General features: G+C 66.4%; 11 protein-coding genes. 6 read left to right on the forward strand and 5 right to left on the reverse strand.

Going from position 1 to position 12,401, the window contains the following annotated elements; translation table 11 throughout:
• Nucleotide 1 precedes the first annotated feature (1 nt).
• Both H2052_RS12845 and polA read right to left on the reverse strand, forming a co-directional pair.
• Nucleotides 2–1,096, reverse strand: coding sequence for a PstS family phosphate ABC transporter substrate-binding protein (locus H2052_RS12845; protein ID WP_293782283.1), 1,095 nt, complete (start codon nt 1,094–1,096; stop codon nt 2–4).
• A 143-nt stretch (nt 1,097–1,239) separates the two neighbouring features.
• A complete protein-coding gene (gene polA, locus H2052_RS12850; RefSeq protein WP_293782285.1) occupies nt 1,240–4,056 on the reverse strand; it encodes a DNA polymerase I in 2,817 nt (938 codons plus the stop codon).
• A 160-nt stretch (nt 4,057–4,216) separates the two neighbouring features.
• Between polA and H2052_RS12855 the strand changes: the two genes are divergently transcribed.
• Entirely contained in the window at nt 4,217–4,441 is a 225-nt protein-coding gene (locus H2052_RS12855) for a hypothetical protein (RefSeq protein ID WP_293782287.1), read from the forward strand.
• A complete protein-coding gene (locus H2052_RS12860; protein ID WP_293782289.1) occupies nt 4,434–4,823 on the forward strand; it encodes a type II toxin-antitoxin system VapC family toxin in 390 nt (129 codons plus the stop codon). The genes H2052_RS12855 and H2052_RS12860 overlap by 8 nt, the downstream gene beginning before the upstream one ends.
• Here the strand turns inward: H2052_RS12860 and nadB are convergent.
• The 3 genes from nadB to H2052_RS12875 are packed head-to-tail and all read right to left on the reverse strand — an operon-like array spanning nt 4,820 to nt 7,813.
• Nucleotides 4,820–6,409: an L-aspartate oxidase gene (nadB, locus tag H2052_RS12865; protein WP_293782291.1), complete on the reverse strand. Its 1,590-nt coding sequence runs from the start codon at nt 6,407–6,409 to the stop codon at nt 4,820–4,822. The two genes, H2052_RS12860 and nadB, sit on opposite strands and share 4 nt — an antisense overlap.
• Entirely contained in the window at nt 6,409–7,329 is a 921-nt protein-coding gene (locus H2052_RS12870) for an ABC transporter ATP-binding protein (protein ID WP_293782293.1), read from the reverse strand. The genes nadB and H2052_RS12870 overlap by 1 nt, the downstream gene beginning before the upstream one ends.
• Nucleotides 7,330–7,372: 43 nt before the next feature.
• Nucleotides 7,373–7,813 (reverse strand): host attachment family protein, encoded by a 441-nt coding sequence (locus H2052_RS12875; RefSeq protein ID WP_293782295.1) that lies wholly within the window; start codon nt 7,811–7,813, stop codon nt 7,373–7,375.
• A 93-nt stretch (nt 7,814–7,906) separates the two neighbouring features.
• Between H2052_RS12875 and serS the strand changes: the two genes are divergently transcribed.
• The 4 genes from serS to rimO are packed head-to-tail and all read left to right on the forward strand — an operon-like array spanning nt 7,907 to nt 12,398.
• Entirely contained in the window at nt 7,907–9,178 is a 1,272-nt protein-coding gene (gene serS / locus H2052_RS12880; RefSeq protein ID WP_293782297.1) for a serine--tRNA ligase, read from the forward strand.
• Nucleotides 9,175–9,942, forward strand: coding sequence for a 5'/3'-nucleotidase SurE (gene surE, locus H2052_RS12885; RefSeq protein ID WP_293782299.1), 768 nt, complete (start codon nt 9,175–9,177; stop codon nt 9,940–9,942). Before serS ends, surE begins: the two co-directional genes overlap by 4 nt.
• Before the next feature lie 49 nt (nt 9,943–9,991).
• Nucleotides 9,992–11,020, forward strand: coding sequence for a peptidoglycan DD-metalloendopeptidase family protein (locus tag H2052_RS12890; protein WP_293782301.1), 1,029 nt, complete (start codon nt 9,992–9,994; stop codon nt 11,018–11,020).
• A 49-nt stretch (nt 11,021–11,069) separates the two neighbouring features.
• The gene (rimO, locus tag H2052_RS12895; protein ID WP_293782303.1) at nt 11,070–12,398 is read left to right on the forward strand and encodes a 30S ribosomal protein S12 methylthiotransferase RimO; all 1,329 of its coding nucleotides are present in this window, start codon (nt 11,070–11,072) and stop codon (nt 12,396–12,398) included.
• The last annotated feature ends 3 nt before the right edge of the window (nt 12,399–12,401 follow it).

Here is a 12,401-nt window from a genome sequence, read left to right on the forward strand (position 1 = left end):
CCTACTTGAGAGCAGCGATGTCGAGCGGCGTCATCGCGGCGGCTGCCGCTGCGGTCGCGCTGCGGACAGCGTCCGGCGATGCGATGAGACCGCGCGCCTTGAGATAGCCGGTGGGGCCCCATGCCGCATCGCTCGTGTATTCCTGCAGGAACGCGGCCAGCGCAGGCTTCGCGCGGGCATGCTCGCCCTTCACATAGATGAACATCGCGCGCGAGGCCGGATAGCTGCCGTTCGCGATCGCGTCGTATTCGGGTGCGACGCCATCGAGCGTGACGCCCTTCAGCTTGTCCAGATTCTCCTCGAGATAGGAATAGCCGAACGCGCCTAGCGCGAGCGGATTGGCGACGAGCTTCTGAACGATGAGGTTGTCGTTTTCACCGGCCTCGACATAGACGCCGTCCTCGCGCAGACGCGTGCAGCGGGACTTGTATTCTTCCTCGTTGGATTCCTTGAGCGCCTTGAGTTCGGGGAACGTGCTGCAGCCCGCCTCCATGATGAGTTCGTTGAACGAATCGCGCGTTCCCGACGTCGGCGGGGGGCCGAGCACTTCGATCTTGCGGTTCGGCAGCTTGGGATCGACCTCGTTCCAGGTCTTCACCGTGTTCTTCGAGCCATCCGGCTTGGTCGCGGCAAGCGCCAGGAATACGTGGCGGGTGGTGAGCGCCAGATCCTCATCCGACTTCGCCTGGGCCAGCGCCAGACCATCGAGCCCGACCTGGACCTCGACGATCTGCTTGACGCCGTTCGCGTTGCAAAGTTCGACCTCGCTCTTCTTGATGCGGCGCGAGGCGTTGGCGATGTCCGGGTGCTGCGTGCCGACGCCGCCGCAGAACAGCTTGATGCCGCCGCCGGTGCCGGTCGATTCGACGATCGGCGCAGCCGCCGCCGGGTACTTGCGGCGGAAGTTTTCAGCGACCGCGGTGGTGAACGGATAGACGGTGGACGAGCCGACGATGCGGAGCGCCGGGCCGGAGACGTTGACGCCGCCCGTGGCAGCTGCGTCGCCGCCCTGCGGCGGTGTGGGCGCGGGCGACGAATCGCAGGCGGCGAGCGCCATGAGACCGATACCGGCAAGAGCAAGGCTGGTGATGCGCATGGGATTCCGTCTCCGCTGGAAGAACGACCTGTTTCTGACGCCGCCCCTAGGCGTGTTCGATGACGATTTGGTGACAGACAAATGTCGGATACGTGACAGCTGCTCTTGTTTGCCCCTCTCACCGGCGGGGAGGGGGAGGTCCGTTAGTGGGCGGCGTTCCAGTTTTTGCCGGTGCCGACCTCGACGACGAGCGGGACGGTCATTTCGACGATGGGCGCACAGGCATGCTCCATCACGCGCTTGATGACCGCGCCTGCCGCTGCCGCCTTGTCCACGGGAACCTCGAAGACGAGTTCGTCGTGTACCTGCAGCAGCATGCGCGCGTCCGTGAGCCCTTCCGTCTCCAGCGCCTCCTCGATGCGGATCATTGCGCGCCGGATGATGTCGGCGGCGGTGCCCTGCAGCGGCGCGTTGATCGCCGCGCGCTCGCCGAAAGCGCGCTCAGCCTGGTTCGACGATCTGATAAGCGGCGTGTGAATGCGGCGACCGAACAATGTTTCGACATAGCCGAGGTCGCGGGCGCTCATCTTGGTGCGCTCCATGTAATCGCGGATGCCGGGGAAGCGTTCGAAATAGCGCTTGATGTAGTCGCCGGCGACGCCGCGATCGATGCCGAGGTTGCGCGCAAGGCCGAATGCCGAGATGCCGTAGATGATGCCGAAGTTGATCGCCTTCGCCTGTCGCCGTACCGACGGGTCCATGCCCTCGATGGGCACGCCGAACATTTCGGACGCCGTCATCGCATGGATGTCGAGTCCGTCCGCGAACGCCTGACGGAGCGCCGGAATTTCGGCCATCTCGGCGAGCAGGCGCAGCTCGATCTGGCTGTAGTCCGCCGAAAGTAGCACATTGCCGTCCTCCGGCACGAAGGCGTCGCGGATCTTGCGGCCCTCCTCGGTGCGGATCGGGATGTTCTGGAGGTTCGGATCGGTCGACGAGAGCCGACCGGTGGTGGTGGAGGCGAGCGCGTAGCTGGTGTGGACGCGGCCCGTCTGCGGGTTGATCTGCTCCTGCAGCGTATCGGTGTAGGTGGACTTCAGCTTGGCGAGCTGGCGCCAGTCCAGTACCTTCTGCGCGATCGGAACACCTTCGCCGGCAAGGCGGTCGAGCACGTCGACGTCGGTGGAGTAGGCGCCGGTCTTGCCGGATTTCTTGCCGCCCTGCAGGCCCATCTGCTCGAACAGGATCTCGCCGAGCTGACGCGGCGAGGCGACGTTGAAGGGGCCGCCGGCGAGCGCATGAATCTCGCCCTCCAGCCGTTCGAGGCCGTGCGCGTAATCCGCCGAAAGCCGCGCGAGCGCAGCGCGGTCCACCTTGATGCCCCGGCTTTCCATGCGCATCAGCACGGGGACGAGCGGGCGTTCGAGGGTTTCGTAGACGCGCGTGACCTTTTCCCGCCACAGGCGCGGCTTCAGGTGCTGCCAGAGACGGAGCGTACAGTCGGCATCCTCCGCAGCGTATTTGGTGGCGGCGTCGAGCGGTACCTTGTCGAAGGTGACCTGCGCCTTGCCAGTGCCCGCGACGGCCTTGAAGGCGACCGGCGTGTGGCCGAGCGTGCGCACCGATAGCGCGTCCATGCCGTGCCCGGCGGGGCCGCCGTTTTCCTGCGCCTTGCCCGAATCGAGCGCGTAGGAGATCAGCATCGTGTCGTCGAATGGCGCTATGGTGATGCCGAGGCGCGACAGCACGAGCATGTCGTACTTGAGGTTCTGGCCGACCTTGAGCGTCGCCGGGTCTTCAAGCAGCGGCTTCAGGCGGGCGAGCGCCTCCGCGCGGTCCAGCTGCACGGGTGTTTCGCCGAGCAGACCTTCGACGGCGACATGGCCGAGCGGGATATAGCAGGCGCGATTGGGCGCTGTGGCGAGGCTGACGCCGACGAGATTGGCGCGCATCGCATCGAGGCTGTCGGTTTCGGTGTCGATCGCCACGGTGCCCGCCGCGAAGGCTTCCGCGATCCAGATGTCGAGCGCTTGGAGCGTGGTCACCGTTTCATACTTGTCGTGCTCGAAGGGCAGCAGCGCCGGCGAGAAGGCGTCGGGCGCCGGCAGCGCCGCGCCGCCGCGCCCGGCGGACATTTCCTCCGCCGTGTGCTTGCCGAGCTTCGCCAGCAGCGTGCGGAAGCCGTGCTTCTTGAAGAAGGCGGCGAGCGGCTCGTGCGGCGGGTCCTTCAGCGCGAATTCGGAAATCGGCTCGGGCAGCGGCCAGTCGGTCTTCAGCGTGACGAGCACGCGCGACATACGGATGGCATCGACGCTCGACTGGATCATCTCGCGGAGCTTGTCGCGCTTGATCTCACCGGCGCGGGCGATCAGCGTCTCGACGTCGCCGAACTGCTGGATGAGCTGTGTCGCCGTCTTGGGCCCGACGCCGCGCACGCCTGGGATATTATCGACCGCGTCGCCCATCAGCGCCAGCACGTCGCCGACCTTCTCGGGCGGCACGCCGAACTTTTCCTCGACGTGCGCAACATCCATCCTGAGGTCGCGCATCGTATCGAGCATATCGATGCCGCCGCCGACGAGCTGCATCAGGTCCTTGTCCGAAGAGACGATGGTGACCTTCATGCCATCGTCGCGCGCCTTCACGGCATAGGCGGCGATGATGTCGTCGGCCTCGATGCCGATCTCTTCGATGCACGGCACCGAAAAGGCGCGCACGGCATCGCGGATGAGTGGAAACTGCGGGATCAGGTCCTCGGGCGGCTCAGGCCGGTTCGCCTTGTATTCGGGATAGATATCCATGCGGAAGCTGTGCTTCGAGGCATCCAGGATGACCGCAAGATGCGTCGGCCCCTCGCCCCGGTTCAGCTCCTCGATCAGCTTCCAGAGCATCGCCGTGAAGCCGAACACGGCGTTGACGGGCGTGCCTTCCGGATCGGTAAGCGGCGGCAGGCGGTGGTAGGCGCGGAAGATGAAGCTCGACCCGTCGACGAGGTAGAGATGCTGGGGGGAGTCGGTCATGGACGAGCGTTTAGCAAGCGGGTGCGGCGTTGGCGAGCGGCGCGGGCGTGAGATGAGAATTGCGAATTCTCCCTAGATCGATTACTCTCCCATCATGAACACTTCACCCCGACACCCCGAAGGGTTTGGACGCGCCGTACCGGTAGGCGCGAACGGACGCATGAACCTGCCCGCCGACGTACGCCGCGCGCTCGGCCTTGAAGGGGCGGGCAAGGTTTTCTTCGAACAGGATAGCGAAGGCGTGCGGATCATGACCTTCGCCCAGCGGCTGGAACGCGCGCGTGGCCGCCTGAAGCCCTTCGTCAAAACCGGCGAGCGGATATCCGACGAATTGGTCCGCGAACGCCGCGCCGAGGACAAAAGCGAAACCGGCCCGCGTGGCTGATATCGTCCTCGATTCGTCTGCCGTGCTGGCCATGCTTTGGGGAGAGCCGGGCGGCGAAAAGGTCGCGGCGGTTGCCGACGCTGCAGCGATCTCAGCCAACAATATCGCCGAAGTCGCGACCAAACTGGCGGACAAGGGCGTACCGCAGGATACGGTCGTCGCCACGCTCGCCGATCTCGAGCTTGAGATTCACGACGTGGACATGGCGATGGCGATATCCATCGGCGCGCTGCGCGCATCGACGCGGGCGGCGGGGCTTTCGCTCGGCGACCGAAGCTGCCTTGCCCTCGCAAAAGCGCTCAGTGTCCCGGCCGTGACGACAGACCGCGCGTGGGCAGATATCGCGGAGGCCTCCGGCGTGGAGGTGCGGTTGATCCGCTAAGGGATGAGCACCGTGTCTTCCGCGACCGGAGACGGCTCCGGATAGTCGAGCGTGTAATGCAGCCCTCGGCTTTCGTGGCGGCGGAGGGCGGAGCGGACGATGAGGTCGGCGGCCGTGAGAAGATTGCGCAGCTCGATGAGGTCGGGCGTGACGCGGAAGTGACCGTAGAAATCCTCGACCTCGCCGGTGAGGAGTTTGATGCGGTGCTGCGCGCGATCCAGCCGCTTCGTGGTGCGGACGATGCCGACATAGTTCCACATGAAACGCCGGATTTCCGTCCAGTTCTGCTTGATGACGACCTCTTCGTCCGAATCGGTGACGCGGCTTTCGTCCCACGCGCGGATCGGCGGCGGCGCCGCCAGCCCGTCCCAGTTCGCGGCGATATGCTTTGCCGCCGCCTCCCCGAACACGAAGCATTCGAGGAGCGAGTTTGAGGCAAGGCGGTTGGCGCCGTGGAGGCCGGAGTGGCTGACCTCGCCCGCCGCGTAAAGACCGGGGAGGTCGGTGCGGCCGTCGCGGTCGATGACGACGCCGCCGCACGTGTAGTGCTGCGCGGGGACGACCGGGATCGGGTCCTTGGTCATGTCAATGCCGAGCGAAAGCAGCTTCTCGTAGATGTTCGGGAAGTGGTGCTTCACGAACTCAGGCCCCATGTGGCTGATATCGAGGTGCACGTAATCGAGGCCGAGGCGCTTGATCTCGTGGTCGATGGCGCGGGCGACGATGTCGCGGGGGGCAAGCTCGGCGCGCGGATCGAAGCGCGGCATGAAACGCTCGCCGCCGCCGGGGACGCCGGGGGGCAATTTGAGGTGGCCGCCCTCGCCGCGCACGGCTTCGGTGATGAGGAAGTTCTTGACCTCCAGATTGTAGAGGCAGGTCGGGTGGAACTGCATGAATTCCATGTTGGCGACGCGGCAGCCGGCGCGCCACGCCATCGCGATGCCGTCTCCGGTCGCGCCGCGCGGCGCCGTGGAGAACAGATAGGTGCGGCCCGCCCCGCCGGTGGCGAGCACGGTGGCACGTGCCGTCAGCGTCTCGACGCGGCCGGTGGCGCGGTCGAGCGCGTAGACACCCCAGACGTGACCGTCGCCCGAGTAGCGCTCGCCGTGTCGGCTGGTGACGAGATCGATGCCGACCCTGTCCGGCAGCAGCGTGATGTTGGGGCTGGCGGCGGCGGCCTTTTCGAGCGCCTGCTGCACCGCCCAGCCGGTTGCGTCGTCGACGTGCACGATGCGGCGGTGGCTGTGCCCACCTTCGCGCGTCAGGTGCCAGCGCTCCGTGCCGCCGGCGTTGAAGGGCACGCCGATCTCGGCGAGCCGCTCGATCGCCGCGGGGGCGTTTTCAACGACGAACTCGACGATGTCGCGGTGGTTGAGCCCCGCGCCCGCCACCATCGTATCCTCGATGTGGCTTTCGAACGTGTCGCCCGGCTCCAGCACCGCGGCGATGCCGCCCTGCGCCCATGACGTCGACCCGGCGGACAGGTCCGCCTTCGACAGCACCCCGACACGGAAATGCTGCGCGAGGTTGAGCGCGCAGGTGAGCCCCGCGGCGCCAGAGCCGATGACGAGGACATCGAACTGCATCAGGCGGCGACTTGCTGGGTGAGATGCAGGAACACGTCCTCGAGATCCGCTTCGCGCGTCGAGACATCGACGACGCCGAGGCCGGTCGCGCTGATCGCCTGCAGAAGATCGCCCGCGGTGAGCACACTGCGATTGTAGGTGAGAATGAGCTGGCGGGTGCCCTTCATTTCCACCTTCTCGGCGGGGAGACCGGCGGGCGGGTTATCGAGATCGCGGTCCACCGTGACGATCAGGCACTTTTCCTGCGCGCTGGCGAGGAGCGCGTGCGTCTCGTCGTTCGCCACCACCTCGCCGTGGTTGATGATGGCGATGCGGTCGCAAAGTTCCTCGGCCTCTTCGAGATAGTGCGTGGTGAGCACGACCGTGGTGCCCGCCGCATGAAGCTCGCGCACGTAGGACCAAAGCTGCTGGCGAAGCTCGATGTCGACGCCCGCGGTGGGCTCGTCGAGAATCAGGATCGGCGGATTGTGCACGAGCGCCTTGCCGATAAGGAGCCGCCGCTTCATGCCGCCCGAAAGCGTGCGCGCGTAGGCATGCGCCTTGTCCTCGAGCCGGACCGCGCGGAGGATTTCCATCGTGCGCCGCTCGGCCTTCGGCACGGCGTAGAGCCCGGCGTGGATTTCGAGTGTCTCGAACGGGGTGAAGAAGGCGTCGAACAGGATTTCCTGCGGCACGATGCCGATCGCGCGCTTCGCGTTCCGCCGGTCTTCGTCGATATCGAAGCCCCAGATGCGCGCGGTGCCGCCGGTCTTGTTCACAAGGCCCGCGAGGATGTTGATCAGCGTCGACTTGCCCGCGCCATTGGGGCCGAGCAGCCCGAAGATCTGGCCGCGCGGCACATCGAAGCTGACGCCTTTCAGGGCGCGCTTGCCGTCCGAATAGGTTTTTTCGAGGTCGCGGATTTCGATGGCGGGCTGCATGGACGCCTCGCATAGCGCGGACGTCCATGCCCGCCAAGCGGACTTACGCGGCCTCCACCATTGCGGCGATGGCGTCAGGCGGCAAATTCGTCGCTTCCTTGGCGATCTCGGCGACGATCCGGTCCGACACTTCCTTGTGATAATGCTTGCGCATCTCGCCGAGCGTCGCTGGCGGCGCGATGATGATGAGACGGTCGGTCTTGCCGCCGAGCGCGCGCTTTTTCAGGATATCGGCGACCTCGGCGGCGAACCGATCCTCGGCGAGCTGCTTGAAATCGGTTTCCTCGTAGCTGCTGCGCCGGCCGCCAACGCTCTGGAAGCTGCGTCCGGGCTTGTCGCTTGACAGCTCGCGGTCGGGGCGGAGGTCCTGCTCTTCCTCGCGGATCACCTGCAGATCGGGGAACTTCGTGTCGCCTTCGTTGACGAGCAGAAGCAGCTTGCGCCCGTCTGCGACGCAAATCTCGGTCTTGTGCTGGAGGATCATGGGGTCTCCCTTTTCTGCCTGTGTATGAAGCTTCAACGAAGCACGGCGAAACCGGTTGCGGGCCAAACGCGCCCGTTCCATAGAGCCTTCGCCATGCATGATATCCGTTATATCCGGGAAAACCCCGCCGAATTTGATCTGGGTCTAGCTCGAAAGGGGCTTGCACCCCTGTCGGCGGAAATTCTTGGCGAAGACGCCGCGCTGCGCGAGACGGTGACGACGCTGCAGGCCGCGCTGACGCGGCGCAACGAGGCGTCGAAGGCGATCGGCGCCGCGAAGGCGCAGAAGGACGAGGCGACGGCCGCTGCGCTCATGGCCGAAGTGTCCGAGCTGAAGACGCGCATCCCCGATCTTGAGGCGAAGGAGCGCGAACTTTCGGAAGCGCTGAATGCCCGGCTTTCGGGCATCCCGAACATTCCCGCCGCCGATGTGCCGGAAGGGCCGGATGAAACCGCGAACGTCGTGCTGAAAACGTGGGGCGAGCCGCGCGCCTTTGATTTCCAGCCCAAGGAGCACGATGCCGTCGCCGCGCCGCTCGGGCTCGATTTCGAACGCGCGGCGAAGCTTTCCGGCGCGCGCTTCGCGGTGATGAGCGGCGGCGTTGCCCGCCTGCACCGTGCGCTTGCACAGTTCATGCTCGACCGGCAGGTGGAGAACGGCTTCACCGAGACCGCCGTGCCGCTGCTGGTACGCGACGAGGCGATGTACGGCACCGGCCAGCTGCCGAAGTTCGCCGAGGACCTGTTCCAGACGACCGACGGCCGCTGGCTGATCCCGACCGCCGAGGTGAGCCTCACGAACCTCGTGGCGGGCGAGATCCTCGACAGCGCGAGCCTGCCGCTGCGGCTGACCGCGCTCTCCCCCTGCTTCCGCGCCGAAGCGGGTTCGGCGGGGCGGGACACCAAGGGCATGATCCGCCAGCACCAGTTCGAGAAAGTGGAGATGGTGGTGATCGCGGCGGCGGACCAGTCCGAAGCCGAGCACGCACGCATGACCGAATGTGCCGAGGGCATTCTGCAGGCTCTCGGCCTTCCTTACCGGGTGATGCTGCTGTGCGCTGGAGACATGGGCTTTGCCTCGCGCAAGACCCACGACCTCGAGGTCTGGCTGCCGGGGCAGGGCTGTTATCGCGAGATTTCGAGCGTTTCCAACTGCGGCGACTTCCAGGCGCGGCGCATGAACGCGCGCCACCGCGCGGCGGGCGAGAAGGGCACGGCGTTTGTCCACACGCTGAACGGTTCCGGCCTCGCAGTCGGCCGCACGCTCGTCGCGGTGCTCGAAAACTATCAGCAGGTGGACGGGTCGGTGACCATCCCCGAGGTGCTGCGGCCTTATATGGGCGGGCTGGAGGCGCTGCGGCCGTGAGGATCCTGCTCACCAACGACGACGGCTATCACGCGCCCGGCATGGCGGTGCTCGAGGCGATCGCCCGCGAACTTACCGACGACATCTGGGTGGTCGCGCCCGCCGAGGAACAGTCCGGCGCGGGTCATTCGCTGACGCTGACGCAGCCCATTCGCCTGCAGAAGCACGGCGAGCGGCGCTTTGCGGTGCGCGGCACGCCGACCGACAGCGTGATGATGGCGCTTGGCCTCCTGATGAAGGACAGTCCGCCCGATCTCGTGCTTTCGGGCGTCAACCGCGGCGCCAACCTTGCCGAGGACGTCACCTATTCGGGCACCGTCTCGGCGGCGATGGAGGCGACGCTGTACGGCGTGCCTGCCATCGCGCTCAGCCAGTGCCTCGGTCAGATGCGCGCGGCGCAGGCGTTCGAGACAGCAGCCAAGTGGGGCGCCACGGTCGTTCGCGCGCTCGCGGCGAAGACATGGCCCAAGGGCGTGCTGATGAACGTGAACTTCCCCGCCGTCGCGCCGGACGCGGTGAAGGGCGTACGCGTGACCGAACAGGGCTTCCGCGACTACGGCGCCACCGCCATCGAGGAACGCGTCGATCCGCGCGGCTTCACCTATTACTGGTTCGGGCTGGGGCGCGAGGCGACGGAAGCCGGGCACCTCACCGATTTGCAGGCCACGCACGAGGGGCTGATCTCGGTGACGCCGCTTCATCTCGACCTCACGCACTACGAGACACTGGATTCGCTGAAGGATGCGATGAAGCACCTCGGCTAGACACGATCGGCGATTCAAATCCGCGTCGTGCCGGGTTAGAGACGTCCCCATGTTCCGCTTCGCCGTTCCGATCATCCTGCTTCTTGCCGCCTGTTCGGCCCCGTCGCGCCCGCAATTTCCGATACCGACGCCGAAGAAGCCGATCGAAAGCACGGCCACACCCGCGCCCAGAGCGACGCGCGCACCCTGGAAGCCCGTGAAGGTGGTGGCGGACGCGGTCGATGTGCCGCAGCAGACGGTCACTGTCGTGCGGGGAGACACGCTCTCCGGCATCGGCACGCGCACCGGCTCTTCCGTGCAGGCGATCGCACAGGCGAACAGGATCGCGCCGCCCTACACGATCGAGGTGGGGCAGGTGCTCACCATCCCCGGCGGCCGCTATCACACGGTGAAGGCGGGCGAGACCGGCATCACCATCGCGCGCGCTTACGGTGCGGACTGGGAACAGATTGTCGCCACCAACGAGCTGAAAGCGCCCTACACGCTGCGCGTCGGCCAGCGGCTACGGTTGCCGACGAAGGCGCAGGTGCGCGAAATGACGCTCGCCGAGCGCGCCGCCGCCTTCACCATCGACATCGACGACCTGATCACCGGCAGCGAACCCGCCGCGACCGAAGCCGCCGCCGCCGCACACCCGGCGGGCGAGACGGCGCCGCCGCAGGCCGTCGCCGCGCTGCCGCCGACCCCGGCGTTCAATGGACGTTTTGTCGTGCCGGTGGAAGGCAAGCTCATCAGCCGCTTCGGCGTGAAGTCCGGCGGGCTCTACAACGACGGCATCAACCTCCGCGCACCGGCCGGGGCGCCGATTCGCGCGGCGGCGAACGGCGTCGTCGTCTATGCCGGAAACGCCGTCGAGGGCTTCGGCAACCTCGTGCTGCTGAAACACGACGGCGGCTGGGTGACGGCGTATGCGCACGCCGAAGACCTGCTCGTCATTCGCGGCGACACTGTGCGCCAGGGCGACCCCATCGCCCGCGTGGGCAAGACCGGCTCGGTGGATGAGCCTCAACTCCACTTCGAGATCCGTCAAGGCAAGAAACCGGTCGACCCGCTGCCGCATCTGCCGGGAGTGGGCTAGCAACGCCCCCTTGCCTTTCGGCGCGTCTTCCTTCACTGGCGCGCGTCTCATGACCGTGAAAACGCTCCCCGCGCCGCCGAAGGTCGGCATGGTGTCGCTCGGCTGCCCGAAGGCGCTGGTCGACAGCGAGCGGATTCTGACCAAGCTACGCTCGGACGGTTATGCGATGAGCCCGGACTATGCGGGCGCGGACGTGGTGCTGGTGAACACCTGCGGGTTCCTCGACAGTGCAAAGGAAGAGAGCCTTGCCGCGATCGGCGAGGCGATCGCCGAGAACGGCCGCGTGATCGTGACCGGGTGCATGGGGAACGAAGCCGACACTATCCGCGCGCGTTTTCCGGGCGTGCTCGCTGTGACGGGCGCGCATCAGTATGAGGCGGTCGTCGAAGCCGTGCACGAGGCGGCGCCGCCGGTGCCCTCGCCGTTCGTCGATCTGGTGCCCGAAGCGGGGCTGAAGCTGACGCCGCGCCACTATTCGTATCTGAAGATTTCAGAGGGCTGCAACCACCGTTGCAAGTTCTGCATTATCCCCAGCTTGCGCGGCGATCTCGTCAGCCGGCCGGCAGCGGCGGTGGTACGGGAAGCCGCAAAACTGGTGGAAGCGGGCACGAAGGAACTGCTCGTCATCAGCCAGGACACGTCCGCCTACGGCGTCGACATCCGGCACGCGGCGTCGAAGTGGGAGGGGCGCGAATACCGCGCGCACATCACCGATCTGGCGCGTGATCTCGGCTCGCTCGGGGCGTGGGTGCGGATGCACTACATCTATCCCTACCCGCACGTCGATCAGCTGATGCCGCTGATGGCGGAGGGGCTGGTGCTGCCCTATCTCGACATTCCGTTCCAGCACGCGAGCCCGGCGGTGCTGAAGCGCATGGCGCGGCCCGCGAACGAGGCGAAGGTGCTGGAGCGGATCGGCAAATGGCGCGCCATCGTGCCCGACCTTGCCATCCGGTCCACCTTCATCGTCGGCTTTCCCGGCGAGACCGAAGAGGACTTCCAGTATCTTCTGGAGTGGCTGGAGGAGGCCGGCATCGATCGTGCCGGCTGCTTCAAATACGAGGCCGTCGAAGGTGCAGCGGCGAATGCGTTCGATGGCGCCGTTCCCGAAGAGGTGAAGGAGGAACGCTGGCACCGCTTCATGGCGGCACAGGCCCGGATTTCAGCTGCGCGCCTGCAAAGCCGCGTGGGCCGCGAGATCGACGTGATCATCGACGAGGCCGATGACGAGGGGGGCGCCACCGGGCGCTCGCAGTGGGATGCGCCCGAGATCGACGGTCAGGTTCTGCTGCGCGATGCCGATGCGGCGCCGGGCGATATCGTACGCGTCCGCATCGAGGATGCCGACGAGACCGACCTGTTCGGTGTTCCTGCCTGAGCC

The organism is Sphingosinicella sp. (assembly GCF_013911755.1).
Taxonomy (GTDB): Bacteria; Pseudomonadota; Alphaproteobacteria; order Sphingomonadales; family Sphingomonadaceae; genus Sphingosinicella.